The 24,884-nt window shown below is 61.0% G+C and carries 30 protein-coding genes and 1 tRNA gene; 17 read left to right on the plus strand and 14 right to left on the minus strand.

Annotation, left to right across the window (positions count from 1 at the left end; translation table 11 throughout):
• The first annotated feature begins 42 nt into the window (after positions 1 to 42).
• Positions 43 to 1,023, plus strand: coding sequence for a glycosyltransferase (locus tag KUV46_06960; protein ID QYJ02123.1), 981 nt, complete (start codon positions 43 to 45; stop codon positions 1,021 to 1,023).
• Complete coding sequence (locus KUV46_06965) at positions 1,020 to 1,412, plus strand: GtrA family protein (GenBank protein QYJ02124.1); 393 nt, start codon at positions 1,020 to 1,022, stop codon at positions 1,410 to 1,412. Before KUV46_06960 ends, KUV46_06965 begins: the two co-directional genes overlap by 4 nt.
• Here the strand turns inward: KUV46_06965 and KUV46_06970 are convergent.
• From KUV46_06970 to KUV46_06980, 3 genes are all read right to left on the minus strand, one after another.
• Complete coding sequence (locus KUV46_06970; GenBank protein QYJ02125.1) at positions 1,409 to 1,684, minus strand: hypothetical protein; 276 nt, start codon at positions 1,682 to 1,684, stop codon at positions 1,409 to 1,411. The genes KUV46_06965 and KUV46_06970 overlap by 4 nt on opposite strands.
• A gap of 63 nt (positions 1,685 to 1,747) precedes the next feature.
• Positions 1,748 to 2,611 carry a hypothetical protein gene (locus KUV46_06975; protein ID QYJ02126.1) on the minus strand — a complete coding sequence of 288 codons (864 nt, stop codon included), beginning with the start codon at positions 2,609 to 2,611 and terminating at the stop codon, positions 1,748 to 1,750.
• 93 nt (positions 2,612 to 2,704) lie between these two features.
• Positions 2,705 to 3,565 (minus strand): ZIP family metal transporter, encoded by an 861-nt coding sequence (locus KUV46_06980; GenBank protein ID QYJ02127.1) that lies wholly within the window; start codon positions 3,563 to 3,565, stop codon positions 2,705 to 2,707.
• A 143-nt stretch (positions 3,566 to 3,708) separates the two neighbouring features.
• Here KUV46_06980 and KUV46_06985 point away from each other — a divergent pair, with 143 nt between their 5' ends.
• The 4 genes from KUV46_06985 (at position 3,709) to KUV46_07000 (ending at position 7,113) form a co-directional block, all read left to right on the plus strand.
• Entirely contained in the window at positions 3,709 to 4,389 is a 681-nt protein-coding gene (locus KUV46_06985; GenBank protein ID QYJ02128.1) for a DUF2796 domain-containing protein, read from the plus strand.
• 7 nt (positions 4,390 to 4,396) lie between these two features.
• Positions 4,397 to 5,101 (plus strand): ABC transporter ATP-binding protein, encoded by a 705-nt coding sequence (locus KUV46_06990; GenBank protein ID QYJ02129.1) that lies wholly within the window; start codon positions 4,397 to 4,399, stop codon positions 5,099 to 5,101.
• Positions 5,101 to 6,369 (plus strand): ABC transporter permease, encoded by a 1,269-nt coding sequence (locus KUV46_06995; protein QYJ02130.1) that lies wholly within the window; start codon positions 5,101 to 5,103, stop codon positions 6,367 to 6,369. The genes KUV46_06990 and KUV46_06995 overlap by 1 nt, the downstream gene beginning before the upstream one ends.
• Positions 6,370 to 6,684: 315 nt before the next feature.
• Positions 6,685 to 7,113: a DUF3299 domain-containing protein gene (locus KUV46_07000; GenBank protein ID QYJ02370.1), complete on the plus strand. Its 429-nt coding sequence runs from the start codon at positions 6,685 to 6,687 to the stop codon at positions 7,111 to 7,113.
• Positions 7,114 to 7,193: 80 nt separating this feature from the next.
• On the opposite strand, the gene mscL is transcribed toward KUV46_07000, so the two are convergent.
• The 4 genes from mscL to cmk all read right to left on the minus strand — a co-directional run bounded on the left by mscL (position 7,194) and on the right by cmk (position 10,641).
• Positions 7,194 to 7,616: a large conductance mechanosensitive channel protein MscL gene (gene mscL / locus KUV46_07005; GenBank protein ID QYJ02131.1), complete on the minus strand. Its 423-nt coding sequence runs from the start codon at positions 7,614 to 7,616 to the stop codon at positions 7,194 to 7,196.
• Between the two features lie 109 nt (positions 7,617 to 7,725).
• Positions 7,726 to 8,025, minus strand: a complete 300-nt coding sequence (locus KUV46_07010; protein ID QYJ02132.1) for an integration host factor subunit beta — start codon at positions 8,023 to 8,025, stop codon at positions 7,726 to 7,728.
• 111 nt (positions 8,026 to 8,136) lie between these two features.
• Positions 8,137 to 9,864, minus strand: a complete 1,728-nt coding sequence (gene rpsA / locus KUV46_07015; protein ID QYJ02371.1) for a 30S ribosomal protein S1 — start codon at positions 9,862 to 9,864, stop codon at positions 8,137 to 8,139.
• 144 nt (positions 9,865 to 10,008) lie between these two features.
• Positions 10,009 to 10,641, minus strand: a complete 633-nt coding sequence (gene cmk, locus KUV46_07020) for a (d)CMP kinase (protein QYJ02133.1) — start codon at positions 10,639 to 10,641, stop codon at positions 10,009 to 10,011.
• 113 nt (positions 10,642 to 10,754) lie between these two features.
• On the opposite strand from cmk, the gene KUV46_07025 reads away from it, so the two are divergent.
• A complete protein-coding gene (locus tag KUV46_07025) occupies positions 10,755 to 11,828 on the plus strand; it encodes a PLP-dependent cysteine synthase family protein (GenBank protein QYJ02134.1) in 1,074 nt (357 codons plus the stop codon).
• On the opposite strand, the gene KUV46_07030 is transcribed toward KUV46_07025, so the two are convergent.
• Both KUV46_07030 and aroA read right to left on the minus strand, forming a co-directional pair.
• Entirely contained in the window at positions 11,819 to 12,325 is a 507-nt protein-coding gene (locus KUV46_07030; protein ID QYJ02135.1) for a macro domain-containing protein, read from the minus strand. The two genes, KUV46_07025 and KUV46_07030, sit on opposite strands and share 10 nt — an antisense overlap.
• 59 nt (positions 12,326 to 12,384) lie before the next feature.
• Positions 12,385 to 13,707 carry a 3-phosphoshikimate 1-carboxyvinyltransferase gene (gene aroA / locus KUV46_07035; protein ID QYJ02136.1) on the minus strand — a complete coding sequence of 441 codons (1,323 nt, stop codon included), beginning with the start codon at positions 13,705 to 13,707 and terminating at the stop codon, positions 12,385 to 12,387.
• 102 nt (positions 13,708 to 13,809) lie between these two features.
• Here aroA and KUV46_07040 point away from each other — a divergent pair, with 102 nt between their 5' ends.
• The 4 genes from KUV46_07040 to KUV46_07055 all read left to right on the plus strand — a co-directional run bounded on the left by KUV46_07040 (position 13,810) and on the right by KUV46_07055 (position 15,992).
• A complete protein-coding gene (locus KUV46_07040) occupies positions 13,810 to 14,439 on the plus strand; it encodes a TIGR02300 family protein (GenBank protein ID QYJ02137.1) in 630 nt (209 codons plus the stop codon).
• Between the two features lie 57 nt (positions 14,440 to 14,496).
• A tRNA-Ala gene (locus tag KUV46_07045) sits at positions 14,497 to 14,572 on the plus strand.
• A 293-nt stretch (positions 14,573 to 14,865) separates the two neighbouring features.
• On the plus strand, positions 14,866 to 15,543 hold the full coding sequence (locus KUV46_07050) for a flavodoxin reductase (GenBank protein ID QYJ02138.1): 678 nt from the start codon (positions 14,866 to 14,868) through the stop codon (positions 15,541 to 15,543).
• Positions 15,544 to 15,746: 203 nt separating this feature from the next.
• A complete protein-coding gene (locus KUV46_07055; protein ID QYJ02139.1) occupies positions 15,747 to 15,992 on the plus strand; it encodes a DUF1150 domain-containing protein in 246 nt (81 codons plus the stop codon).
• A 56-nt stretch (positions 15,993 to 16,048) separates the two neighbouring features.
• Here the strand turns inward: KUV46_07055 and KUV46_07060 are convergent, their stop codons facing one another.
• Positions 16,049 to 17,035 carry a D-glycerate dehydrogenase gene (locus tag KUV46_07060; GenBank protein QYJ02140.1) on the minus strand — a complete coding sequence of 329 codons (987 nt, stop codon included), beginning with the start codon at positions 17,033 to 17,035 and terminating at the stop codon, positions 16,049 to 16,051.
• A 202-nt stretch (positions 17,036 to 17,237) separates the two neighbouring features.
• Between KUV46_07060 and KUV46_07065 the strand changes: the two genes are divergently transcribed.
• The 4 genes from KUV46_07065 (at position 17,238) to KUV46_07080 (ending at position 19,741) form a co-directional block, all read left to right on the plus strand.
• Positions 17,238 to 17,666, plus strand: coding sequence for an aspartyl-trna synthetase (locus KUV46_07065; GenBank protein ID QYJ02141.1), 429 nt, complete (start codon positions 17,238 to 17,240; stop codon positions 17,664 to 17,666).
• A 76-nt stretch (positions 17,667 to 17,742) separates the two neighbouring features.
• Complete coding sequence (fabA, locus tag KUV46_07070; protein QYJ02142.1) at positions 17,743 to 18,297, plus strand: bifunctional 3-hydroxydecanoyl-ACP dehydratase/trans-2-decenoyl-ACP isomerase; 555 nt, start codon at positions 17,743 to 17,745, stop codon at positions 18,295 to 18,297.
• 81 nt (positions 18,298 to 18,378) lie between these two features.
• Positions 18,379 to 19,176 carry an enoyl-ACP reductase gene (locus KUV46_07075; GenBank protein ID QYJ02372.1) on the plus strand — a complete coding sequence of 266 codons (798 nt, stop codon included), beginning with the start codon at positions 18,379 to 18,381 and terminating at the stop codon, positions 19,174 to 19,176.
• Positions 19,177 to 19,486: 310 nt separating this feature from the next.
• Positions 19,487 to 19,741, plus strand: coding sequence for a YjhX family toxin (locus KUV46_07080; GenBank protein QYJ02143.1), 255 nt, complete (start codon positions 19,487 to 19,489; stop codon positions 19,739 to 19,741).
• Between the two features lie 116 nt (positions 19,742 to 19,857).
• Here the strand turns inward: KUV46_07080 and KUV46_07085 are convergent, their stop codons facing one another.
• Positions 19,858 to 20,760, minus strand: a complete 903-nt coding sequence (locus KUV46_07085) for an SDR family oxidoreductase (GenBank protein ID QYJ02144.1) — start codon at positions 20,758 to 20,760, stop codon at positions 19,858 to 19,860.
• 134 nt (positions 20,761 to 20,894) lie between these two features.
• Here KUV46_07085 and KUV46_07090 point away from each other — a divergent pair, with 134 nt between their 5' ends.
• Entirely contained in the window at positions 20,895 to 21,551 is a 657-nt protein-coding gene (locus KUV46_07090) for an SDR family oxidoreductase (protein ID QYJ02145.1), read from the plus strand.
• A gap of 40 nt (positions 21,552 to 21,591) precedes the next feature.
• Complete coding sequence (locus KUV46_07095) at positions 21,592 to 22,272, plus strand: nitroreductase family protein (GenBank protein ID QYJ02146.1); 681 nt, start codon at positions 21,592 to 21,594, stop codon at positions 22,270 to 22,272.
• A 16-nt stretch (positions 22,273 to 22,288) separates the two neighbouring features.
• On the opposite strand, the gene KUV46_07100 is transcribed toward KUV46_07095, so the two are convergent.
• The 3 genes from KUV46_07100 to KUV46_07110 form a co-directional block, all read right to left on the minus strand.
• Positions 22,289 to 23,116 carry a CAP domain-containing protein gene (locus tag KUV46_07100; protein QYJ02147.1) on the minus strand — a complete coding sequence of 276 codons (828 nt, stop codon included), beginning with the start codon at positions 23,114 to 23,116 and terminating at the stop codon, positions 22,289 to 22,291.
• A 58-nt stretch (positions 23,117 to 23,174) separates the two neighbouring features.
• On the minus strand, positions 23,175 to 23,861 hold the full coding sequence (gene udk, locus KUV46_07105; protein QYJ02148.1) for a uridine kinase: 687 nt from the start codon (positions 23,859 to 23,861) through the stop codon (positions 23,175 to 23,177).
• A 125-nt stretch (positions 23,862 to 23,986) separates the two neighbouring features.
• Positions 23,987 to 24,826 carry a CAP domain-containing protein gene (locus KUV46_07110; protein ID QYJ02149.1) on the minus strand — a complete coding sequence of 280 codons (840 nt, stop codon included), beginning with the start codon at positions 24,824 to 24,826 and terminating at the stop codon, positions 23,987 to 23,989.
• Between the last annotated feature and the right edge of the window lie 58 nt (positions 24,827 to 24,884).

The following is a 24,884-nucleotide window of genomic DNA, read 5'->3' on the forward strand; positions in this document are numbered from 1 at the left end:
GGCCCTGTTAAACGCCGAATGTGGTTACAGAAAGGTGACGCGATGAAGCGCGCGGCTGTTGAAACTTTTGATCCCCGTCCAGCCGCTGACCCGGCAGAAGCCCGCATCGCGGTGACGCTGCCCTGCTATAATGAAGCCGCAACCATCGCCCGTGTCATTGAGGATTTCCGCGCCGCGCTTCCCGGGGCCGAGATATATGTTTTCGACAACAACTCGACCGATGCGACCGCGCAGATCGCGCGGGAAGCTGGCGCAATCGTCCGCACCGAAACCCGTCAGGGCAAGGGCCATGTCGTGCGCCGCATCTTCGCGGATATTGAGGCGGACATATACGTGATGGCCGATGGCGACGGCACCTATGATGCCTCACTGGCGCCGACGCTGGTTGAGCTGATGAAGAAAAACCATGTCGACATGGTTGTCGGTACGCGTGCCAATGTGACCAAGGATGCTGGCCGCGGTGGCCATGCCTTCGGCAACCGCATTTTCAACATGCTGTTCAACCGGCTTTTCGGTCGCCAGTTCAGCGACATTTTCTCTGGCTACCGCGTATTTTCCCGCCGGTTCGTGAAGTCGTTTCCCGCCGTGTCAGGCGGTTTCGAGATCGAGACGGAAATGTCGGTCCATTCCTGCCAGATAGGCATTCCGACGCTGGAACGCCCAACGCCCTATGGCGTGCGTCCAGAGGATTCGACCTCCAAGCTCAAGACGTTCCGCGACGGTTTCCGCATTCTCGGCATGTTCATGGTGCTGGCCAAGGAAACCCGCCCGGCCGCCTTCTTCGGGGCGATCGGTCTCGCGTTGACGCTGGCGGCGCTCTGCCTCGCGGCACCGCTTGCGCTGACCTACTTCCAGACCGGCCTCGTGCCACGTTTCCCGACGGCGGTTCTCTCCATGGGGCTTGTCATCGTGGCGACGGTGACGGCGGTTTGCGGGCTTATCCTCGACAGTCTTGCGCGGGCCCGTGTGGAGGCAAAACGCTCCGTCTTCCTCAGCTATCCTGCGCCCGAATGGAAATCGTGATCAATCAGGTCCTGAAGGCCAGATCCGTACGTTTCGTTCTGGTCGGCGGGCTTGGCTTTCTGGCGGATGCTGGAACACTTTTCCTCCTGATTTCAGGCGGCGTAGGCCCCTTTGCCGCGCGTGTCGTCTCCATCCTGTTTGCGATGTTCGTGACCTGGCGGCTCAACCGCGCCTTCACGTTCGGCGCGAGCAGCGGCAGCCAGATATCTGAAGCGGGACGATACTTTTCCGTGGCAGCCAGCGTCGCGGCGCTGAACTACCTGCTCTATGCGGGCCTGCTTGTGATCGTGCCAACCTGCCCGCCAGTACTGGCTACAGCTATCGCGACAATCATCTGCACGCTGGTGTCATTTGCCGGGTATGGAAAGTTCGCTTTCCGCTCCAGCTAGAGCCCGCTCGAGCCCAGCACCAGAAACACAATCCCGTAAATCTGCAGGACAAGGACCCCTAATCCTGCGCCGAGGGCGAGGAAGAAGCGCGGCCAGCGGTCACCCTGGCTGAAGGCGAGAAGGCCCGCGCCCAACGTCCCGATCAGGGTGGATAGTGTAAGCGGATCAAGCCTGCCAAGACCGATCAGGGAATCGAGGGCGTAGATGATGAGGGGTGCGCAAATCAGGAGGAGGCCTGACAGCATCAATGGGATGGATAGTGCCTTTGGCATCCGTGAAAGGCCCCCAGCCTCTTCCGCCTGAAAGTGTGACGGTCACAGCAGTGCCAGATTGGCCTACTGGGTCAATAGCCGCGCGGGATCCTGCGGCTCAGCCAGCATGTGCCGGGCGAGGATACAGGTGGAGTATTCCTCCTCACCTTCCCGGTCCGGGTCTGCGAGGTAGGCGGCCAAAGATTGCTCGGCGAGTTCCTCCAGCTCTTCCTCGGTAAAGGCGTCCTCTGTCCGCGCCAGAAGGCGGCGCGACTGGCACCGGACGAAGCGAAGGTGAGAGACGGGTTTCGCGTCCTCGCCAGCGGTGAGGCGGTGGAGGGCGTTGAGCTGGTCGCTCGACTGCAAGGTCAGCACGCCGGGCCAGCCGGGACCGTCAGGTTGCGCCAGCCATATATGCGTTGCTCCCGTCGAAGCGCGCGGCCCTGCAAAGCGGATGGCATGAATTGTCCCACCGCGAACCTCAAAAGACTCCACCTCTGCACCGCGATGGGCGAGGCGCTGCGTCCACAAAGCGATGGCGCGGTCGCGCAGCGCCCAGGCGATGTCGCTGTTTCCGGTATGAAGTTCACCCGCCGCGGCCATGAAAAGGGCATCGCTATCGCGCATCGCGCCTGCCTTGCGGAAGTGTTGGACGGAGACCTCGGAAAGCCCCTCCCAGCCTGCGGCCATGCCGGCAACCTGGTGGGCGCTAGGCACTTCAGGACGGTTCGGACAGCGATTGATGAAGTCTTCGGTAATGCGGCGGATATAGGCGGGCGTTCCCTCTTCCTCGGGCGCGTCGAGTTGCATCTGCCAGGCGAGTGCGTCGTTGAGACCGCAGGCCTGGGGCACAGGCGTTTCAGCGAAGGCGTAACGGCTGGCGCCGCAATACATTGAGACGAGCGATACAATCAGCGCGCTGGTGTATCTTCCGATTTTGTCCCGCATTCATCCGCGCTCCGGTAACCTTTTGCTAACCGTTGCAAATGTGGTGCCGGAGCGGTGTACTGATGGTGCAGTGACGGTGCACTGGCGGTGTTTTTAGCGGGCAGGTGAGCCGCGGCCCTGCATCTCGACCAGTGGCGCAAGCGCAAAGCCGGACAACGCGGTCATCTCGCCATGATCGTCATGGCTCTCATGCTCGTCACCTATACCATGGCCATGGCCACCGTGGATCGGCGCGAACACAAGAAGCATGGCCGCGGCGACGCCTGCTGCAACCGCGCCGAGCCCGCGTGCCGGTTTCATTTCTTTCAGCGGGGCCATGAGTGGGCCGGTTGCCACGAAGAGGAGAAGACCTGCGGACATCGCAAAGAGAGCGCCGAGGGTCTGCGCATCAAGGGTGAACATGACCGGCGCTGAGACGACGACACCGAACGGCGTTGTCGCCGCGGCGGCGAGGAAGGCGAACCAGAACGCCTTCATATTGCTGACCCCGGCGCGCTTCAGGATGGCAAAGGCGATTACGCCTTCTGGAAACTCGTGCAGGATGAGGCCCAGCGAAGCGTAAACCCCGGACTCAAAGCTGGTCGCGAAGGTCACCGAATAGATGACGCCGTCGATGAAGGAGTGAAACGCGATGGCGATGATCGGCGTGAGCGCGATGTTGACGGGCTTGCGCCCCGGGCGTTCCGGAAAAAGAAGCGCGACGGCATTGTGCAGGAGGAGGCCGCCAAAGAAGCCCGTCGCGAGCCAGATCGGCGCCTGCTGCGAGAGGTGAAAGGCTTCGGGGATGATGTGCAGGAAGGCGAGCGTTGCCAGCATACCGGCAGCAGCGAGGCCGAACATGGAGGCGTGACGCTCACTCCACGGGGCGCGCTGGGCAACGATGACGAGGCCAATTGTCGTGACAAAAGCGGCGATCAGGCCGAAAAAGAGCGGAGCTTGCAGGGATGACCACATGAGTATTGTTTGCCTGACTGCGCTCGCCCGCGTATCCGCTGGCCTTGCCTTGATGCATAATAGCTGATTGAGACGTTATAGTATCTCATTTGAGGGAATGCGAGCCAATACACTGAGATCATTGGCCGGAAAAGAGGACTTTCATGAAATATCGCAGTGCCGCACTCGTCGCCTTTGGCGCCCTTCTCGTGACGCCCGCCTGTAGTCAGGCCGAGGAAAACCCGTCCGCGCCGGCGGACACCGCTGTCTCTGAGACAGTGATCGAGGAAGAAGAGATCACCACAGAAATCACGACCGAAACTGAGGTCGAGGCGCCTGAGCAAGCTGCCGCGCCTGAGCCAGCTGAAGCGCCTCAGGCGAACCGGACGATGAGTGTTCCGCCACCAGAGGCCCGGCTGGGCAGCCATACGCATGGCCATGCCATGTTGGCCGTTACCCGTCAGGGGAGCTCTATCTCCGTATCGCTAGAGGCCCCTCTGTCTGCGTTCGGGGTGACCGAAAACCCGCAGACCGAAGAGGACCGCGCGGCGATCGAGGCGATCCGCAATGATCTCACCAATGATGCAAACCTTGTCGAACTGCGCGGCAATGTGAGCTGCGATATCTCATCCAAGGGCATGGCGACCCGCGTCGCCAACGGTCATGGCGAGCTGCAGATGGAAACGTCCTATTCGTGCCAGAACGCAGACGCGCTGCAGGCAATCCGTTTCGGCGGATTTGGTACCTATCCGGCCTTGTCAGAGGTTGAAGCGGTCTATGTTTCGGATACAGAGCAGGCAGCAGGAAACCTGACGCGTACGAACCCGGAACTGAGGATCAACTAGACCTATCGTGACCAAAACACCTGTCATTGACCTCAGCGATTTGCGCTTTGCCTGGCAGGATGGTCCGACCCTGCTCGATATCCCTGAATTCAGGGTTGGAGCTGGCGAGCGCGTCTTCCTGCGCGGGCCGAGCGGGTCCGGCAAGTCGACGCTGCTTGGCCTGATCGCGGGCGTTCTGGAGCCGCAATCTGGTAAGGTTGAGGTTCTGGCCCATGACATGATGGCGCTGAGCGGACCAAAGCGCGATGCGCTGCGGGCAGATCGGCTGGGCGTCATATTCCAGATGTTCAATCTGGTGCCTTACCTGTCGCTGGTTCAGAATGTGACCCTGCCATGCCGCTTTTCGTCTGCCCGGCGCGCGGCAGCGGGCGGGGAAGGCAAGCTGAACGATGAAGCGGTGAGGCTGCTGTCGCGCCTTGGCCTGAGCGGTGAGCGCCTGCTGGCGCGGCCTGTGACGGAGCTGTCGGTTGGCCAGCAGCAGCGCGTGGCGGTTGCCCGCGCTCTGATTGGTGGACCGGATCTCATCATTGCTGACGAGCCGACATCTGCCCTCGATGCCGATGCGCGTGACCGCTTCATTGAGCTGTTGAATGAGGAAGCGGGCCGGTCCGGCTCTGCGCTTCTATTCGTCAGCCATGATGCGTCGCTGGCGGGGCATTTTGACCGCAGCGTGGACCTCTCTGAAATAAACCGCGCGAAAGGGGGCATCTGATGGGCTTTTCCATTCTGGGCCTTGCCTGGCGCAGCCTGATGAACCGGCGCGGCTCTGCCTTGCTGACCATCCTCGCGGTGGCGCTGTCGGTCGCGCTCTTTCTTGGTGTCGACAAGGTGCGCAATGGCGCGCGGGCCGGGTTCGACAATACGATTTCGGGAACGGACCTCATCGTCGGCGCGCCGACGGGGCAGATCAACCTGCTGCTCTATTCGGTTTTTCGTCTGGGGAGTGCGACGGCCGAAATCAGCTGGGACACATATGAAGCCATTGATGGGCGCGATGACATCGCCTGGACCATCCCGCTGTCGCTTGGCGACAATCATCGCGGCTTCCGCGTGGTCGGAACGAATGGTGCTTATTTCGAGCACTACAAGCATGGCGGCGGGACGGCGCTGCGCCTGTCGGAAGGCGAGCTGTTCAGTGATATCTATCAGGCCGTGATCGGCGCGGACGTTGCCGAAGAGCTTGACTATACTATCGGCAGCGAGCTGGTTCTGACCCATGGCCTGGGGGCAGGCGGGCTGACCGACCATGAGGACAAGCCATTCATCGTGACGGGCGTCCTCGCCAAGACCGGCACACCGGTGGACCGGTCGATCCACATCCCGCTTGAGGGCGTGACGGCGATCCATGTCGGCTGGGAGAGCGGCACGCGTAGCCCGTTTGCCGACACGATCAGTGAAGATATGATCCGCGGCTTTGACCTGACGCCGAAATCGATCACGGCGGTGTTTGTCGGCCTCGAGCAGCGGGGCACATTGCTGCGCACCCAGAGGGCACTGAACACGCAGGGGGGCGAGCCTCTGCTGGCGATTATCCCGGGCGTGGCGCTGGGCGAGCTGTGGCAGGTGACAGGGATTGTCGAGCGTGCGCTGATTGCCGTGTCTGTCTTCGTTATCGCGGTTGGTCTTGTGTCGGTGCTGACGAGCATCCTGACGAGCCTTAATGAGCGGCGACGTGAGATGGCGATCCTGCGGGCAACCGGCGCGCGGCCGGGGCATATCTTTTTCCTGATGGTGGCAGAGGCGGCGATGCTGGGGCTCTGCGGTGCGATTGCCGGTGTCCTGCTGGTTCAGCTCGGGCTGCTGATCGCCGGGCCACTCCTGTCGTCGGCCTACGGGATTTCGATTGGCGGTCTTGGGATTTCCGCCATCGATGGCTGGACGGTGCTTGCGGTCTTTGGCGCGGCGACACTGATCGGCACGATACCAGCTGTCATGGCGCTTCGCCGGTCGTTGGCCGATGGCCTGACGGTGAAGCTCTAGGCCAGACCCTTCGTGAAGTTGCTTATGGAAGGGGCGCTGCCTCTGCGCTATCTCAGTGCCATGAGAAAGATTCCTAGCCTTTTCACCGCCGCCAGCCTTCTGGCACTTGCAGCTTGCAGCGGCGAGACCAGCGAAGCGGCGCAGCCGCAAGCAGAGCCAGCGGAAACCGCCGAAGTCGACCTTCCGCAAACATCTGACGGTCCGCAGATTGGCGACCCGGTGCCAGAGCCTGAGACGTCTTCAATGGCTCAGAAGGCGCAGCGCGACGCAGAACTTGCAGCGCGCGGCATTACCGAAATCGGCTGGGAAGAGCTGATGCCGGAAGGCGAGGAAGAGCGCGTCGCCGAGATGTATCAGGCGCAGATGGCGCGGCTTTATTCAGGCGGGGGCATCGCTGAAGGATCGGCCGCCGACCAGGCCATCCAGATCGGCACGTTCAACGTCGTCGAGGAAATGGACGGCATGAAGATCCGCCTGCCGGGCTATACGGTGCCATTTGATTACGGCTCCGAAGCCGAGATTTCTGAATTCCTGCTGGTGCCTTATTATGGCGCCTGCCTGCACGCGCCGCCGCCACCGCCAAACCAGACCGTGTTTGTCGAGACCGAAGAGAAGATCAAGCTGCGCGACCTGTCGCAAGCGGTCTGGATTGAAGGCACGATCCGCACGGCGCGTCAGGATACTGAGCTTGCAGATGCGGCCTATACGATCGAGATGACCGGCTGGGAAATCTACGAGTACTAGGTTGGCTCAGCACTGACGGACACGAAAAGGGCGGCCCCATCGGAGCCGCCCTTTCTTGTTCTTGCGAAGAAAGTCTCGCTTTAGCTCTGCTGCTTGGCGAGCAGGTTGCGGATTTCTTCGAGAAGCACTTCCTGACGCGGCGGCGGAGGCACTTCGGCCGGCGCCTCTTCCTGCTTGCGTTTCATGCTGTTGATGCCCTTCACGACGAAGAAGAGGGCGAATGCCATGATTAGGAAGGAGATGACGTTATTGATGAAGAGGCCATAGGCGATGACGGGTGCGCCAGCCTCATTGGCCGCTTCGAGCGATTCATAGGTATTCCCGTCCAGCGGGTAGAGAAGGTCGGCGAAGTCGACGCCGCCAAGCACCAGACCGAGCGGCGGCATGATGATGTCGTTGACGAGCGACTTTACGATGGTCGAGAACGCACCGCCGAGAATGAAACCAACGGCCAGATCGACCAGGTTCCCTTTCATTGCGAACTCTTTGAATTCCTTGAACATTGAGGTGTCTCCCTGAGCAAGCCGACCCTACGGCAAAACCGGATATTCCCAGCTTTGGACCCAGCGTCAACTGATAGCGAATGAGTGGCGTGCGGCCGCGCGGCCAGTCCTAGCGGGCTTCGGGATCGTCGCCGCCATTGACGCGGGCGCGCAATTCCTTGCCGGGCCGGAAGAAAGGCACGCGTTTGGCCTTCACTTCGACTGTTTCGCCGGTGCGGGGGTTCCTGCCGGTGCGCGGTTTTCGTTCCCTGACGGAGAAGGCGCCGAAGCCGCGCAACTCGACGCGGTTACCGTCGGCCAGAGCCTCTGCGATTTCATCAAGGATCACCGCGACGATCTTTTCCAGATCATCGTGCCGGAGATGCGAATATTCTTCTGCCAGACGGGCAATCAGTTCTGACCTGAGCATGACGTTGAATGTAAATGAAATTTGGGGCGGAAACCAGTGGCTCCGCCCCAAACTATGTCAGGTTTCTTCCGAATCGACCGGAATTACCAAAAATTAAGCCAATATACGGGCTTAGTTCTTGTCTTCGTCGATCTCATCCGGGGTTTCGGTGACCTTGTTGGAGGTCTCCTTGTCGTCGCCCGATGCGAGCGCGGCACCAAGGATGTCGCCGAGCGAGGCACCGCTGTCAGCAGAACCATACTGCTTGACGGCTTCCTGTTCCTCGGAGATCTCGAGCGCCTTGATCGAGACGGAGACGCGGCGCGAAGCCTTGTCCATCTGCGTGACCTTGGCATCGATCTTGTCGCCGACAGAGAAGCGCTCTGGGCGCTGCTCGGAACGGTCGCGCGACAGATCAGAGCGGCGGATGAAGGCCGTCATGGCCGGATCGCCGAACTGGACCTCGATGCCACCGGAGGTGACTTCGCTGACCGTACAGGTGACCGTGTCGCCGCGGCGAACGTCGAGATCGGACATCGGGTCGCCCGAAAGCTGCTTGATGCCGAGCGAGATACGCTCCTTGTCGGTGTCGACGTCGAGCACTTTGGCGCGGACCTGGTCGCCCTTGTTGAAGTTGGCGATCGCCTGCTCACCTGGCACATCCCACGAAATGTCGTTGATGTGGACCATGCCGTCGAGCTCTGGGCCAAGACCGATGAAGAGACCGAATTCCGTGATGCCACGGACTTCGCCTTCGACTTCGGTGCCCGGAGGATGCTCGCCGAGGAAAGCCGACCATGGATTGTCCTGGGTCTGCTTGAGGCCGAGCGAGATGCGGCGCTTCTCGGAGTCGACGTCGAGCACTTCGACCATGACTTCCTGAGAGGTCGAGACGATCTTGCCAGGATGGACGTTCTTCTTGGTCCAGCTCATTTCAGAGACGTGGATCAGGCCTTCAACGCCATCTTCGAGCTCAACGAAGGCACCGTAATCGGTGATGTTGGTGACAACACCCGGCAGACGCGTACCGATGAGGTACTTGCTCTCGATGCCTTCCCATGGATCTGCCTCGAGCTGCTTCATGCCGAGGGAGATACGCTGGGTTTCTTCGTTCACCTTGATGATCTGGACCTTCACCGTGTCGCCGACATTGACGACCTGGCTTGGGTGATTGATGCGCTTCCAGCTCATGTCGGTGACGTGGAGGAGGCCATCAATGCCGCCGAGATCAACGAACGCACCGTAATCGGTGATGTTCTTCACGACGCCGTCGCGGACATCGCCTTCGTTCATCGCTTCGACGATTTCTGCGCGCTGTTCGGCACGGCTCTCTTCAAGGATCGCACGGCGCGAGACAACGATGTTGCCGCGTGCGCGGTCGAGCTTGAGGATTGCGAATGGCTGAACTTCGCCCATCAGCGGGCCAACGTCGCGCACTGGGCGGATGTCGACCTGTGAACCAGGAAGGAAGGCATTGACGCCGCCGAGGTCGACGGTGAAGCCGCCTTTGACACGGCCAGAGATCGCGCCTTTGACAGGCTCGTCCTTATTGTAGCTGTCTTCCAGCTTGATCCAGCTCTCTTCGCGGCGCGCCTTGTCGCGCGAGAGAACGGCTTCGCCCATCAGGTTTTCGATACGCTCGAGGAAGACCTCGACGATGTCGCCCGGCTTCGGCTGCTCGTCTTCGAGCATGAATTCCTTCATGGCGACGCGGCCTTCGACCTTCAGGCCGACGTCCAGGATGAGCTGGTCATTGGTTACGGCAACGACAGTTGCAGGGACCACGCGGCCTTCCTGCAGGGTAGATGCAGCGGTCGAGTCCTCGAACATTGCTGCAAAATCGTCGGTGCTCGGATTCATTGTTTCAGTAGACATGTAAACTCCAGGTCTGACCCAAACGGGTTTATGACGCGCAAGCGGGATTGCTGGCGTAATCGCAAGGTCAGGGTCTTGAACGAGGCGGGCAGAGGTTTTTGGATTTGACGCCAGATGCGCCAGAACCTGCTAGCCGGTACGGGAGTTCGCCTTTTCGACGGCGGCCCGCGCCTTGTCCACAGCGGCGTCTATAGTCAGATCAGTCGTGTCGATCAAGATCGCATCTGCGGCCGCCACCATGGGCGCATCCTTGCGGTTGCAGTCGCGTTCATCGCGCTCGCGCAGCTGGGCGGTCAGCTCATCGAGCGTGATCGTGTCGCCTGCGGCTTTCAGCTCTGCATGGCGGCGCTGGGCGCGCACTTCGACATCGGCGTCGACCCAGAGTTTCACATCGGCTTCCGGGCAGACCACGGTGCCGATATCGCGTCCATCGAGGATGGCGCCGGTCGGTTGGTGGGCAAAGTTGCGCTGAAGCTCCAGTAGGGCGGCGCGCACTTCTGGCAACACAGCCACCTTTGAGGCGGCGAGACCCGCCTCAGCGGTGCGCAGTTCGGCCTCGCTGAAGAGCGATGGCTCAAGCTTTGAGGCGATCTCTGCGACGGCATTGGCATCGGTGAGGTCAGCGCCTGCATTCATCGCGGCAACACCGGTGGCGCGGTAGAGGCGGCCGGTATCCATGTGCGGCAGGGCAAACAGGTCCGACAGGCGGCGGGCAATCGTCCCCTTTCCAGAGGCGAGCGTTCCATCAATGGCAATAATCATGGCGCGGACAGATGCGTCATGTAGCCGGAAGGGTCAACCAGCCTTGCATTGCGGTGCAGTCACCTGTCAATTCGGGCCTCGAAACTGGCCCCGGATACAAGGAAGACAGGCTGATGAGTGGTCTATGCGCGCAACGCAACTGGGTGTGTGAGGCGGTGCGCCGTCTCAATGCCGACTTCAACCGCTCCTCGGACACGCACCTCATCCGGGTAGACCTGCCGGGCTTCCCGGGCCAGCAGCTCTATCTGAAAGACGAGTCCATTCACCCGTCTGGCAGTCTGAAGCACCGCCTCGCGCGGTCTCTCTATCTCTATGGCATCTGCAATGGCGCCATCGGGCCGGACACAGTCGTGGTGGAAAGTTCCTCAGGCTCGACGGCCGTGTCGGAGGCATATTTCGCCAAGCTGCTGGGCCTGCGCTTCATCGCCGTTGTGCCGGAAGGGACCGCACAGAAGAAGATCGACCAGATCAATTTCTATGGCGCCGAGACCCGTTCGGTGCCTGCCTCGCAGATCTATGCCGAAGCTGAGCGGATCGCGCGTGAAACGGGCGGTCATTACATGGACCAGTTCACCTTCGCGGAGCGGGCCACAGACTGGCGCGGCAATAACAACATTGCCGAGAGCCTGTTTGCGCAGCTGGCGCTGGAAGAACATTCCATCCCTGACTGGGTGGTGATGAGCGCGGGCACGGGCGGGACCTCGGCGACCATCGGGCGGTTCATCCGCTATCGCGGTGACCTCTCCGGCAAGACGCAGCTGTGCGTCGCCGACCCTGAAAACTCGGTCTTCTACGACTATTACAATTCAGGTGACCGGGATTTGCGCCTGCAGACACGCTCACGGATCGAGGGGATCGGGCGGCCACGGGTCGAAGCCTCCTTCCAGCCGCGCGTGATCGACCGGATGGTTCAAGTGCCGGATGCCGCGTCACTGGCAACCATTCACTGGCTAGAGACGGTGCTTGGCCGCAAGTGCGGCGGCTCCACCGGCACGAATGTCTGGGCCGCGCTGCACCTGATGGCGGAAATGCGTGAGGCGGGCCGGGAAGGTAGCGTCGCAACGCTCATCTGTGATGGCGGGGAGCGCTATCTCGATACCTACTACAGTGCCGACTGGCTGGCCGCGCAGGGCCTCGAACTCGCGCCGCATCTTGAGACGATTGAAGGGCTCACCCGTCAGGGCTGATCCAAAGCGCCTTCAAGGGCTGTGGCCATTTTCTGGTCGAAGGCGGTGAGCGTAATTTTGACGGCGTGCTTTTTGGCGAAGTCGCGGCAGGTGTTTACCGCAATGCCGGCCGCCTCATTAGCGGGATAGCCGTAGACACCGGTTGAGATCGCCGGAAAGGCCATAGAGGTCAGGTCACGTTTGACGAGTTCCTCAAGGCAGTGGCGGTAGCAGGCCTTCAGCAATTCAGCCTCGCCCTGATCGCCGCCGCGCCAGACAGGGCCGACCGTATGGAAGATGAGGCGTGGCGCGATATTGAAGCCTTCGGTGACGCGGACCTCGCCTGTCGGGCAGGGTGCGAGCGGCTTGCAGGCCTCTTTCAGCTCGGGCCCGGCAGCGCGATGGATTGCGCCATCGACTCCGCCGCCGCCCATCAGTGAGCTATTCGCGGCGTTCACGATGACATCACAGTCCACATCGAGAATGTTGCCTTGGTAGAGATCAATCGTGCCCTGCATATCGAGTTCACTCCATATTCACTTCAGGGCTGAACGCAGGCGGGCGCGGGGCGTGCCGTCTATGTCTCTCGGATGTCAGCGCCGAGTGTGCGCATATGGTCAAGGAATTCCGGGTAGGAGGTCGCGATCATTGCGATGTCATCGACGGCGACAGGCTTCTGGCTGGCCGTGCCCATGACGAGGGCGCTCATGGCGATGCGATGGTCGTGGCGGGTTTCCACAAGGCCGCCGCCGGGCGGGGGGCCGTCGTACCCCATGACGGTAAAGCCGTCATCATGCTCCTCGACCTCGACCCCGTTGACGCGCAGCATGGCGACGATGGCGCTGATGCGGTCACTTTCCTTGACGCGCAATTCTTCGGCGCCGCGCACGCGGGTCTCGCCTTTGGCAAAGGCGGCGATGACGGCGAGGATCGGGAATTCATCGATCATGGCGGCGACGAGCGTTTCAGGAATGGTGCAGCCCTTGAGGTCGCTGGTGGCGGCCTGAAGGTCGACAAGACGTTCGCCGGCGCCGTCGCCAATCTCTTCTGCGCCTAAACCTGCGCCCATGCGCCCTGCAGCCTGGAAGAAGCCGTCGCGCGTCTCATTCGACATGATGTGCTCGACGACAACGCCGCCCGATGGAGAGATCAGCGCGCCTGCGATCAGGAAAGCCGCCGATGAGGGGTCGCCGGGAATGCTCGTCTCAACGGCCTGCAGGGACTGCCCGCCCTTGATGGAGACCACGTTCTGGCTGCCGCTGCCGGGGCGGACCGAAACGTCCACGCCAAAGCTACGCAGCATGCGTTCGGTATGGTCGCGGGTGGCGTGAAGCTCGGTCACTTCGGTGAGGCCATCAGCATTGAGGCCTGCGAGAAGGATGGCGGATTTCACCTGCGCGGAGGCCTGCTTGGGCGCATAGGAAATCGGCGTAAGGTCTGCGCGTCCGGTCAGGGTCAGCGGAAGCCTGTCGCGGCCTTCTGGCGAGAATTGCGCGCCCATCAGCTTCAGCGGGTCAGTGATGCGGGCCATCGGGCGCGAGGAAAGGCTCTTGTCGCCCGTCAGCTCTGCGGTGAGGTCATAGCCCGCCATTAGCCCCATCATCAGGCGCGAGCCGGTACCGGAATTGCCAAAGTCGAGAGACGCAGATGGCGAGCGCAGGCCTGCCTCTCCGACACCCTTGATGCGCCAGCGCTTTGGTGCGGTCTGCTCGACCTCAGCGCCGAGGGCCTCCATGGCGCGCGCCGTGTTGATGACGTCCTCGCCTTCAAGAAGCCCTGAGATTTCAGACACGCCGTTTGCGGCACCTGCGAGCATTAGCGCGCGGTGTGAACAGGATTTGTCACCTGGTGCGCGAATTGCGCCCTGAAACCGATCAACCGGGAACGAAGTCCATGCCAATGATTTCTCCTTTACAGATCGACGCCAAAAGCGCTTTGACAGGGGCGGGGGTTTCTGGCAAGCGCCCCGGCAATTATTAAATCGAGCCCGGAGTTCCTACCAATGGCTGATGCTGATCTTGGCACAAAGCAGATCTGTCCGAGCTGCGAAGCGAAATTCTACGATCTCAACAAGCGCCCTGCCGTTTGCCCCAAGTGCAAGACCGAATTCGATCCTGAAGACGATGAGGTTCGCACGACGAGCGCAAAGCTGAAGGCCAAGCGCGCCAAGAGTTCTGTCCCTGTCGATGAGGATGAGGACGATCTCGAGGAAGAGACGAAGAAGAAAAAAAAGAAAAAAGCCACCGTCCGCGACACCGATGATGATGACATCGATGATGAGGACGAAGATGAGGATGATGAGGAAGAAGAAGACGAGGACGATGAGGATGATGAATCCTCCCGCGAACTCGGATCTGAAGCCGATGAAGTCGTCCTGGAAGGCAATGACGAGGACGAAGACGAGGAAGCTGCACCCGGCAAGGTGCCAAGCGGCTTCTCTGAAGACGATCTCGGCGATGACGACGACGATGATGAAGACATCCCGCTCGACGACGACGAAGATGAAGACTTCGACCTCGAAGGCGATATCGACCTCGACGATGATGATCTCGACATCGATGACGATGATGATGGTGATGACGACGCCGACGAAGATGACGGCGACGATGAGGACGATACGAAATCGTCCTGATAATTGGACTTGATCGGCGGCGCGTGAGGCTATAACTCACGCGTCTCCGACTGGTACGGGGCCTTAGCTCAGCTGGGAGAGCGCCTGCATGGCATGCAGGAGGTCAGCGGTTCGATCCCGCTAGGCTCCACCATTCCAATCCATTTCACTTCGTGAAAAAATCGATCCGGGGGATCGATTTTAGGATTTGAATGCTGCGACAGCAGCCCGATTTCCGGCAGACTGTTTCTCCTAGATGAATGACCCGGCAGGGGCTTCTGGTTCTGACCCCGTATCGGCGCCTCGCGCCTCACATGGGTCGCGCTCAGGGCTGCAGATTGAGCAGCAGCGCTAATCTCCACTTCGCCTGCGACGCCGCGCCCCGGAACACTCCTGATAAATCGCTCGTTTCTCTCCTGACTTTCGACAAGACACGGAGAAGAAGAGATGAGCTATACGCTTACCCTGCAGTCGGTTGAGACTGTGACCCCTGACGTGAACAAGTACCGCTTCGACAAGCCTGCAGGTCTGGGCGTTAAGCCGGGCCAGGCGGTCGATCTTGCTATCGACAAGGATGATTGGCGTGAGGAAAAGCGCCCGTTCACGCCGACCAGCCTGCCCTCTGACGGCTTTCTGGAATTCACCATCAAATCCTATCCCGAACATGACGGCGTCACCGAGCAGATCGCCAAGCTGCAGCCGGGTGACCGTGTCCTCGTGGATGAGCCATGGGGCGCCATCAATGATGAGGGCAAGGGCTGGTTCATTGCGGGCGGTGCCGGTGTTACGCCTATGATCGCGATCCTTCGCAAACGGCTGGAGGACAAGGGCACGCTGGAAGGCTGTGAACTCATCTTCTCCAACAGCAGGGAAGAAGACATCATCTACCGCGACGAGTTTGAGCGGATGGAAGGCCTGAAGACCTATTTCACTGTCACGGATGAGAAAAACGCCGATGTTCATACGCGCAAGATCGACAAGGCGCTGCTTGAAGAGCGTGTCGAGCCGGGCAAGGGCAAATGCTATATCTGCGGGCCAGATGGCATGGTCGAGGACATCGCCGGCGCGTTGAAGGAGATCGGCGTCGCGGAAGACGACATCATCATCGAGGAGTTCTTCGACTGATCTGAACAGGTGTTCAGACTCAAGGCTTTAGGAGGTTGAATGCCCGCATACCGCCGCCATTGCGGCTTGAACGCGGCATAATCAGCCCCCAGATCTGATCATGACACGGAAAGACCCGGCACCATCCGGTGCCGCTGCCAAGCGGGGCACCTGGCCGGGGTTCTCATGTGTCGTGGTCCTGTCTTTGAAGGAAGGAGCATGCCATGACGACAGACCTTGAACATCAAGCTGCAAAGCTCTTCACCGCGAAGGATCTGGTTTATGTACGCCAGATTGCGGACGAGGAACTGAGCGGCCTGCCTGATGAGGCGCTGGAAGCCGTCAATGATCGCAGCCGTCTGTTTGTGGTCGCGAATGGCGAGGGACAGCAACTGGCCATCGTAGAGGGCCGCGACGCTGCATTTGCTGCAGCCCGCGCCTATGAGATGCAGCCGGTCAGCGTCCACTAGACGCCCTATCGGATGAACAAGGAAAAGCCCGGCGAGATGCCGGGCTTTTTTGCTGTCTAGAGAATAGCCGGAATGACGCGGTCTGGGGGCCTGTGGCCGTCGGCGAAGGTCTTGATGTTTATGATGACCTTCTCGCCCATCTCGATGCGGCCCTCCTCGGTCGCAGAACCCATATGCGGCAGGAGCATCACATTGGAGAGGCCCAGCAGTTCAGGGTTCACGGCAGGCTCGCGCTCGAACACGTCGAGGCCTGCACCAGCGATCTTGCCAGCCTTGAGCGCGCGGGCGAGGGCCGCTTCGTCGATGACTTCGCCGCGCGCCGTGTTGATGATGTAGGCGTCCTTGCGGACGAGATCGAGGCGGCGCGCAGACAGCAGGTGGAAGGTCGCCGGCGTGTGCGGGCAGTTGACCGAGATGATGTCCATCCGGGCCAGCATCTGGTCGAGGCTTTCCCAGTACGTTGCATCCAGTTCTTCGGTCACCTGACGGTTCACCGGCTTGCGATTGTGATAATGGATTTGCAGGCCGAACGCTTTTGCGCGGCGGGCAACAGCCTGACCGATCCGGCCCATGCCGATAATGCCGAGCCGCTTACCGGCAAGCCGCTTGCCGAGCATCCAGGTCGGCGCCCAGCCATCGAACTTGCCTTCCTCGAGAAGCTTGATGCCCTCATGCAGGCGGCGCGGCACAGCGAGGATGAGCGCCATGGTGACGTCAGCGGTGTCGTCGGTCAGCACGCCCGGCGTATTCGTGACGGTAATGCCGCGCTGGACCGCGCTTTCAATGTCGAGATTGTCGACGCCTGCGCCAAACTGGGCGATGTGGCGCAGCTGCGGGCCGGCCTGCGCCAGAAGGCGGGCATCGATCGCGTCCGTAACCGTCGGCACCAGAACGTCGGCCCGCTTGACCGCGTCGACGAGCTTTGCGTCGTCGAACGGAGTGTCAGTTTCGTTGAGCTCGGTGTCGAAGAGCTCTTTCAGACGGAGCTCCACCGGGTCCGGCAGGCGCCGTGTCACGATAACCTTCAGCCGCTTTGCGGTCATGCGCGTTTCCTTTCCTTGCCGTCAGCGCATAGCAGAGCGAACCGCCTGCGCCAATTGCTGCGACAGAACCATCGGCCTTTACGCCCGATTCACCAAGCGCCGACTAGATAGCCACATGCTGGGATTTTGCCGTCTTTTTCTATCTGCCTGCCTTATCCTGACTGCCTGTCAGTTGGCAACGCCGTCTGCCGCAGCGCAGGCCGTGAAGATCAGTCAGTTTTCGGGAAAGCCTGTGCCGCGCTTTGCCTCGTTGCGCTATGCGCGGGTGAATGGACGGATCGGGCCGTCGACGGATCATCAGGTAGCGTTCGAATATGAGCGCGCAGGCATGCCGGTGCTGATCGTGAAGGAAACGACCGACTGGGCGCAGGTTCGCGATTTTGACGGCGATGAAGTCTGGATACATGTCGGACAACTGACCGAACCCGGGCATGTGATCGTCACCAAGGAAACCGCCCTGCGGAGAAAACCGCAATCTGGCTCCCCGGCGCGCGCGACGATTGAACCTGGCGTTCTTGCAGAGTTGCATAGCTGCAATGAGAGGTGGTGCGAGGTGAGCGCAGGTGCCTACACCGGCTGGATCGACAAGCCTTCGCTCTGGGGTCTGAACACAGACACAGCTGGCCTATAGCTGCTGGTTTGCTTGACAAGGCGGATTGGGGCAGGCTCATGCCCTGATCGCAATTGACGGCAAGTAGAGGCATTGCATGAGCGGACCGCACGATTACCACACGCCCCAATCCTCCTATACCAAGGAAGAACTCCTGATCTCCGGGCAGGGCCAGCTTTTCGGCCCCGGCAACGCACAGCTGCCGGTTCCGCCCATGCTGATGATGGACCGCATCACCGAGATCAGTCTCGATGGCGGTGAGTTCGGCAAGGGCCACGTCATCGGAGAGTATGACGTGAAGCCTGACCTCTGGTTCTTCCAGTGCCACTTCCCGGGCGATCCGGTGATGCCGGGCTGCCTTGGTCTCGATGCCATGTGGCAGGCTGTCGGCTACTGGCTTGGCTGGTCAGGCTCGCCTGGCAAGGGCCGCGCGCTGGGTGTTGGCGAAGTGAAGTTCACCGGTGAGATCACGCCGGACAAGAAGCTCGTGAAATATGTCATCGACATCAAGCGCGTGCGCCGCGGCAGGCTGAATCTCGGCATCGCCAATGGCCGCGTCTATGTCGATGAAGAGCATGTCTATACGGCGCTCGACATGAAGGTCGGCCTGAAGAACGTGCTGGACGGCGATACGGGTATCCCGGGCGCTTGACGCTTTCCTCCGGCGCGCCTAGCCCGGACCACAGACATAGATATTCGCAGGGAGTGAACGCTCATGGCTGACGACTGGAATATGCCGGAAGGCAATCTGATGAAGGGCAAGCGCGGCATCGTGATGGGTGTCGCCAACCAGAACTCCATTGCCTGGGGTATCTCCAAGCAGCTGGCTGCGCAGGGCGCCGAGATTGCCTTTACCTATCAGGGCGAAAGCCTTGAGCGCCGGGTTCGCCCGCTGGTCGAGTCGATCGGCATGGACACGATGATCCCGGCTGATGTCACCGACGATGCAAGCATGGACGCCGCCTTCGCGCAGGTGAAGGAGAGGTGGGGCAAGATCGACTTCCTCGTCCACTCCATCGCCTTTGCAGGCAAGGATGAACTCCAGGGCTCCATGGTCGCCAATACGACGCGGGAAGGCTTCCGCCGGGCGATGGACATCTCGGTCTACAGCTTCATCGATTGCGCCCGCCGCGCGTCGGCAATCATGCCGGATGGCGGCTCGATCATCTGTATGACCTATCTCGGCGCTGAGCGCGTCGTACCGTCCTACAATGTCATGGGCGTTGCCAAGGCGGCGCTGGAAGCCTCGACGCGCTATGCTGCGCGCGATCTTGGCCCTCAGGGCATCCGTGTGAACGCGATCTCGGCTGGTGCGATGCGCACGCTGTCATTGGCAGGCATCAAGGGCGGCAAATCCCTCATGGGGACCGGCCGCGACATGTCTCTGCTCAAGGAAGACACGCGCATGGAAGGCGTCGCAGGCGCGGCGCTCTACCTCCTCTCCGACATTGGCCATTCGGTGGCTGGTGAAGTGCTGCATGTCGATGCGGGCTTCCATGTGGTCGGCGTGCCGGACATGGGTGAGGACTAGGGCTCCAAGGCCCCACCCCGACCCTCCCCTGAAGGGGAGGGAGAGGTACGTGCCATGATTGCAGCCTGCGCCCCCTCCCCACCGGGTCGGGGTGGGGCTTGCTTTCCTCTGAAATTCACGCAAACTCACCGCTCCAATGGAGTGTTGATGACACGCAACCAGTCTGAGTCCCGCTAGAGGGCCTGCCGCTAAAGCGCCAGTAATGGCGAGGCAGGCAGACAAGCGAAAGCCGGTTTCTCCTTCGAGAGGCCGAACTCTTGTCATGCGCGCTTGCCGTGGCGCAGTGCGCATCCTCCGGACCAAAGACACAATGGACATCTCACGCGCCGAACAGCGCATCCTGCACCTGCTCGCACAGGGCGGGCGCATCGAACTTATCAAGGACAACAAGAAACTGGCCAAGCTGAACTGCTATTCGCGGGACGGATGGCAGTTTCCCGGGCTTGATGAGCATCTCTTTCGCAAGCTCAAGAAGAAGCGCGCCATCGCTTCCAAAGGCGGCGCACCTTACCGCATCACGCGGCGTGGGCTGGAACTGGTGCGATCTGAGCTAGATAATCGATAGGCCCAAGACTGGGCCTCGCCCTTCGGCAGGCTTAGGGTGAGGTCCATTCCGGTGTACGAACGTTCGGACCTCATCTTGATCTCGTCGAAGGATGAAGCGGCAAACACCGGGCTGCCTCAGCCGGGCGCGATGGCTTCGCGCAGTCTCGCAAAGATGCTGAGGCCGAAGTCGCCTTCATAGGCGGCCTTCGGTGTCTTGCGGACCGCTTCGTCAATGGCTTCGGCGTCAGGGCCGATGAGGATGCGCCAGTCATCGGCGCGGACGCCGTCCAGGATGATGCGGGCGGCGTCTTCGGCAGACGTGATGGCATTGTCTCGGAATTGTTCGCCGCGCGCCTTGGCGGCCTCATACTCTTCATTGCCGCCGCCGACAGCAGAGTCGTTGCCAAATTCCCGCAGCGTGTTGAGCGCGATCTGGGTGCCGATATGGCCGGGCATGACGACGCTCGCCTTTACGTGCGGTGCGTTGAGGCGAAGGTCGGTGATCAGGGCTTCGGTAAAGCCCTTCACGGCGAACTTGGCGGCGGAGTAAGCGGTGTGAGGCGTGTCCGGGCCGATGCTGGCCCAGAAACCATTGACCGAGCTCACATTGACGATGTGGGCCTCGTCAGCAGCGACCAGCATGGGCATGAAGGCGCGCGCATTGTTGTAGACGCCGTACCAGCAGACATTGAACGTCCGCTCCCAGTTCTCGCGCGGGCCGGTCACGAAACTGCCGCCGCCGCCAATGCCTGCATTATTGATCAGAAGATGGATGTGGTCGGTCTCATGCGCGGTGCGGACATGGTCCGCAAAGGCCTGGACGTCTTCTTCCTTGCCGACATCGGCGCGAAAATGGGTGATGCGGACGCCTTGCGGCGCGAGCGCCTCGGCGGCGCTTACGGTTTCGGCCATGTCGTCCTCAGAGATGTCGCAGATGGCGATGCTGCACCCGGCCTCGGCGAGCTGTTTTGTCAACTCCCGTCCCATCCCGTTTCCACCGCCGGTGACGACTGCGATCTTCCCGCTGAACTCCTTCATCTGCCTTCTCCTCCATTATGCTTTGCGGACATCCTATGCGCGGTCCGCGATTGCGCCAGTGTTGACGGCTGGGAAAGCGCTGGAACTTCGTGATTGGGCGCTGGTTGCAAGGGGCAGGAAAAGGAGATCATGCCATGGCAGATATCGTTATTATCGGCGCAACGGGAGGCGTTGGCAGCCGGCTCATCCCCATGCTGATCCGCCGGGGGCATAGCGTGACCGGCCTCCATCGCAAGGACGAACAGGCCGGTGAGTTGAGGGATGCGGGCGCGACGCCAGCGCAGGGCGACCTCATGGAGATGAGCGCCGATGATTTTGCCGCCATCATAAAGGGTGCTGACGCGGTGGTCTTCTCGGCAGGTGCTGCCGGAAGCGGCGCTGATCGTACGAGCATGATTGACGGGCAGGGGCCGGTAAAGCTGATCGAGGCGGCGCGGGCGACAGGCGTGAAGCGAGTCTATCTGGTTTCGGTGTTCCCCGACGCTGGGCGCGACCGCGACACGTCAGACGGCTTTGAGCACTATATGCGGGAGAAGAAGAAAGCTGATGCCGCGCTCTCCGCGAGCGGGCTCGACTATGTCATTGTCCGTCCGGGCACGCTGAAAAGCGAGGATGGCGACGGGCAGGTCGCTGCGGGCCGGGCGCTCACCTATGGCGATGTCGCGCGCGGCAATGTTGCCGCCTTTATTGCGGAACTGATCGATACGCCAGAGATCCGGCAGGATATCTTCGAGCTGACCAATGGCGACATGCCAGTCGATGCGGCCGTGGCAGCGCTGAAGCGCGACTGAGCATCTTGCCGGTTGAGGCAGGCTCGGCCAGACTTGAGCGATGAAAGCCACACCGGAAACGCATGTCCCCCTTGAGGGATATAAAGAGCTTACACCTGCAGAGCAGATCGAGAGGGCGCAGGCATTTTACCGCCATCTCAGCACACGACGCTCGGTGCGGGACTTCGCGTCCACACCGGTTGACCGGGCGGTTATCGAGGCCTGTGTGTCTGCGGCCGGGACTGCGCCGTCCGGGGCCAATCATCAGCCCTGGTATTTCGCTTGCGTCGGGTCTGTAGAGAAGAAGCGTGAGATCAGGCAGGCTGCAGAAGCAGAAGAGCGCGCCTTCTATGCGGGCAAGGCGGGGGACGAGTGGCTCGATGCGCTCGCGCCGATAGGGACGGACGCTGAAAAGCCCTACATGGAGACCGCGCCTTGGCTGATCTGTATCTTCGCGCAGCGCAGGGGCGGGGCCGAAGCCGGCGAGGACCGCAAGAATTACTACATTCATGAGAGCGTCGGCATCGCGACGGGACTGCTGATTGCCGCGTGTCATGAGGCGGGGCTGGCGACTTTGGTGCACACGCCAAACCCGATGAGCTTTCTCAACCGCCTATGCGGCCGTCCGGATACGGAGAAACCCTATCTGATCCTGGTGGTGGGGCACCCGGCAGACGGCGCCATGGTGCCGAAACACGCCCTCAAGAAAAAGGCGTCCGGAGAAATCTGCAGTTTTCTATGAGGCCGTATGCGGCCCGTCAGGACGATCTGGATGGCTGCACTTCAACGGTCGGGCCGTGGAAGTGGATATAGACCGTCTGGTTCGGCTGCGGGCCAGCCTTCTCGCCGCGAACGGTCAGGTCGATCTTGCCGCGGATTTGAGGCGGGATGCGGCCCATCGCCCAACCTTCTGCCTTGAGGTCGAACGCGTCGGCGCCAGTGCCATGCATCATGGCGAGACCGCTCATCGTCCAGCGGCGTAGCGTTGCGGGCTGGCGGATGGTCGTACCCGCTTCTAGGCGGAGCGGAACCGGGCGGTCGAAGGTGCCATCCTCGCGCACGAAAAGCTCTGTCAGCCACACGCCGCGCTCTGTGGTCACGACGCCCATCGCGAAATGGGTGATGCCGTCGCGCAGGATCGCGTCGCGGTGGCTTGGGGAATTCATGAGGCCGGTATGTAGACGCTCAACGACGGTGTCCCAGTCGAAATTGCCGGTGATGGAGGCGATGTTCTCGAGCAGCAGGCTGGTCAGTAGCGTGCGGTCTAGCGCGTTGATCCGGTCCTTGGGCATCGTCTTGTCGAGGCCCTGGTGATTGAAGAAGTCGTTCGCCGCCATGTCGAGGCTGTGCCAGCGCGCGGCGTTGCGAAGTTCGGTCCGGTAAACGAGGGTCGGAAGACCATGTTCGCGGCGGGTCTGGTTGATACGCTCGGCGAAGCGGGCCTCCAGCTCTTCATCAAAAGAAAAGCCTGACGGGATGGTTTGAAGGCATGCCTGACCATTCTGGACGTAGGTTGGCAGGTCGCGAGCTCGCTCAGAAAACGAAATGCGACACTCTGCCTTCGCCTGTGAGGCGAAAACACCCACGAAAATGGTTAATAAAACAATAATTCCCCTCATTTTTGCCACTATACGGCAAAAACGTTTATAAGACACCCATTAATTGGAGCCTCGAGACGACTGGGGCCAACATTCTGTCGATGGCGTCTTCGCCCGGGTAGACTTTACCATAAGCCGGCAAGCCTTCATCCGCAATAACAAGCTCTGCTTCAAACTTGGCAGGGTGGGTGAATCTGTAGTGCGCGGCGCGTACGGTCTTGAGGTAATGCTCCAGCACATTCTGCACGGTGCGTTCGCGCTCGACAACGTCGCGGCGGATCCGGCGAGCCAGTCTGAGGTCATCCGGCGTATCGACATAGATGGACAGATCGATCAGCGGGCGCAGCGCCTTTACTGACAGGGCATGAATGCCTTCGAGGATGATGACGGGCGCAGGCTCAATGCGTAGCGTCCGGCTCTCATCGCGGTCATGCCGGTCAAAGTCATAGACGGGTTGTTCAATGACCTGCCCGCGCTTCAGTGCACGGATATCGTTGACGAGGTGCGCCGTGTCCTTGGAGGACGGGTCATCATAATTGGCCTGTTCAATGATCGCGGCGCGCTGCTCTGGCGTCTCGCAAGGCCCATAGTGGCGCATTGGCCAATAGTAGCCGTCTTCGTGGAAGATAACCGCACGGCCTGGGCCAAGGCGCTCAATCAGCGCATCAGCGAGCGTGGACTTGCCGGAGCCAGAACCGCCTGACATGGCAACAAGGAAGGGAGACATCGTCATGGCCGCGCTTGTAACCGCATCACGGCGCGAATGGAAACCTGCACCTCGCAGGCATGCTGTTCTTCAATGAGAACGGGCGCCCTTCCGGTCAGAAAGAGCGCCCGTCCAGTCATTTGATAAGCACGCTACTGGCGCGTGACGATCGGTCCCTTGAGGACATAGGTGTCGGCATCGACCTGAACCAGCACGTCGAGATAGCCGGTGTCGGCGCGGTCGATGGCGGCGTCATGCATCCGCATCATCGTGCCGCCAGCGAGGCGGTTGCCAGCTGCGTCGCTGAGATTCCAGCCTGCCGTACGAAAGTAGTTCTGGTTCACACGCGGCGTGATGTTGGTCGCGCCAGCGACCTGAAGCGGCAATGGGCTTTCCAGTTCGCCATCCACCGTGGTCAGCATCTGGACAACGTAGAGGCGGCCATCTGCTTTCGCGATGCCGAGACCGGTGTCGGTGAAGCCGTCATGGACGAGGTTCTGGCGGTTGGCGCTGTCGGCTGAGATCGCTTCGAAGATCTCAGCAGGCGAGGCGTTCGCGTCGAGGACGGCGACGTTCGCACCGGTAGCGCTTGCAAGGACCTGCCGGTCGAGTGCCCGCATACGATAGATGTGGCCCCGGCCTTCAAGGTCGTCATGGCCCGCATAGCCGCGTGCGGCCATATCGAGGGCGTGGGCCCGTGCAGCGCGGTCGAGCGAGGCGCGCCGGTTGAGTGAGGCAACGCCTGCGCCAGCACGCTGGCTGTTGGTTGCATCGAAAAGGGCGGTTTCAGACCGGGCCTCAAAATCGCTGTTTACGGCGAGGCAGGATTCGACTTCGGCAACATAGCTGACGAGGCCATCTGCATAGCCGTTTTCGAGCGAGCAGCCGGTCTGGGCGGTGGCCGGAAGGCCCATGATGGTGCCCGACGCTGCCGCCAAGGCCAGCAGCGAAAGGGCGCGAGGGACGTCATATTTTTGTAACATAAGTGTCATGAAGCGTTTGTGACAGTTATATGTCAATCAAAAAACGACGATTCTATCGGCGAATATT

It is taken from the genome of Thalassovita mediterranea, assembly GCA_019448215.1.
Classification (GTDB): Bacteria; Pseudomonadota; Alphaproteobacteria; order Caulobacterales; family Hyphomonadaceae; genus Henriciella.

What these genes read in the sequence shown, in the direction of transcription:
- KUV46_06960 (QYJ02123.1), top strand. Translation starts at nt 43, where the DNA reads ATGAAGCGCGCGGCTGTTGAAACTTTTGATCCCCGTCCAGCCGCTGAC.
- KUV46_06970 (QYJ02125.1), bottom strand. Translation starts at nt 1,684, where the DNA reads ATGCCAAAGGCACTATCCATCCCATTGATGCTGTCAGGCCTCCTCCTG.
- KUV46_06975 (QYJ02126.1), bottom strand. Translation starts at nt 2,611, where the DNA reads ATGCGGGACAAAATCGGAAGATACACCAGCGCGCTGATTGTATCGCTC.
- KUV46_06980 (QYJ02127.1), bottom strand. Translation starts at nt 3,565, where the DNA reads ATGTGGTCATCCCTGCAAGCTCCGCTCTTTTTCGGCCTGATCGCCGCT.
- KUV46_06985 (QYJ02128.1), top strand. Translation starts at nt 3,709, where the DNA reads ATGAAATATCGCAGTGCCGCACTCGTCGCCTTTGGCGCCCTTCTCGTG.
- KUV46_06995 (QYJ02130.1), top strand. Translation starts at nt 5,101, where the DNA reads ATGGGCTTTTCCATTCTGGGCCTTGCCTGGCGCAGCCTGATGAACCGG.
- KUV46_07000 (QYJ02370.1), top strand. Translation starts at nt 6,685, where the DNA reads ATGCCGGAAGGCGAGGAAGAGCGCGTCGCCGAGATGTATCAGGCGCAG.
- mscL (QYJ02131.1), bottom strand. Translation starts at nt 7,616, where the DNA reads ATGTTCAAGGAATTCAAAGAGTTCGCAATGAAAGGGAACCTGGTCGAT.
- KUV46_07010 (QYJ02132.1), bottom strand. Translation starts at nt 8,025, where the DNA reads ATGCTCAGGTCAGAACTGATTGCCCGTCTGGCAGAAGAATATTCGCAT.
- rpsA (QYJ02371.1), bottom strand. Translation starts at nt 9,864, where the DNA reads ATGAATCCGAGCACCGACGATTTTGCAGCAATGTTCGAGGACTCGACC.
- cmk (QYJ02133.1), bottom strand. Translation starts at nt 10,641, where the DNA reads ATGATTATTGCCATTGATGGAACGCTCGCCTCTGGAAAGGGGACGATT.
- KUV46_07025 (QYJ02134.1), top strand. Translation starts at nt 10,755, where the DNA reads ATGAGTGGTCTATGCGCGCAACGCAACTGGGTGTGTGAGGCGGTGCGC.
- KUV46_07030 (QYJ02135.1), bottom strand. Translation starts at nt 12,325, where the DNA reads ATGCAGGGCACGATTGATCTCTACCAAGGCAACATTCTCGATGTGGAC.
- KUV46_07040 (QYJ02137.1), top strand. Translation starts at nt 13,810, where the DNA reads ATGGCTGATGCTGATCTTGGCACAAAGCAGATCTGTCCGAGCTGCGAA.
- KUV46_07050 (QYJ02138.1), top strand. Translation starts at nt 14,866, where the DNA reads ATGAGCTATACGCTTACCCTGCAGTCGGTTGAGACTGTGACCCCTGAC.
- KUV46_07055 (QYJ02139.1), top strand. Translation starts at nt 15,747, where the DNA reads ATGACGACAGACCTTGAACATCAAGCTGCAAAGCTCTTCACCGCGAAG.
- KUV46_07060 (QYJ02140.1), bottom strand. Translation starts at nt 17,035, where the DNA reads ATGACCGCAAAGCGGCTGAAGGTTATCGTGACACGGCGCCTGCCGGAC.
- fabA (QYJ02142.1), top strand. Translation starts at nt 17,743, where the DNA reads ATGAGCGGACCGCACGATTACCACACGCCCCAATCCTCCTATACCAAG.
- KUV46_07075 (QYJ02372.1), top strand. Translation starts at nt 18,379, where the DNA reads ATGCCGGAAGGCAATCTGATGAAGGGCAAGCGCGGCATCGTGATGGGT.
- KUV46_07080 (QYJ02143.1), top strand. Translation starts at nt 19,487, where the DNA reads ATGGACATCTCACGCGCCGAACAGCGCATCCTGCACCTGCTCGCACAG.
- KUV46_07085 (QYJ02144.1), bottom strand. Translation starts at nt 20,760, where the DNA reads ATGAAGGAGTTCAGCGGGAAGATCGCAGTCGTCACCGGCGGTGGAAAC.
- KUV46_07090 (QYJ02145.1), top strand. Translation starts at nt 20,895, where the DNA reads ATGGCAGATATCGTTATTATCGGCGCAACGGGAGGCGTTGGCAGCCGG.
- KUV46_07095 (QYJ02146.1), top strand. Translation starts at nt 21,592, where the DNA reads ATGAAAGCCACACCGGAAACGCATGTCCCCCTTGAGGGATATAAAGAG.
- udk (QYJ02148.1), bottom strand. Translation starts at nt 23,861, where the DNA reads ATGACGATGTCTCCCTTCCTTGTTGCCATGTCAGGCGGTTCTGGCTCC.
- KUV46_07110 (QYJ02149.1), bottom strand. Translation starts at nt 24,826, where the DNA reads ATGACACTTATGTTACAAAAATATGACGTCCCTCGCGCCCTTTCGCTG.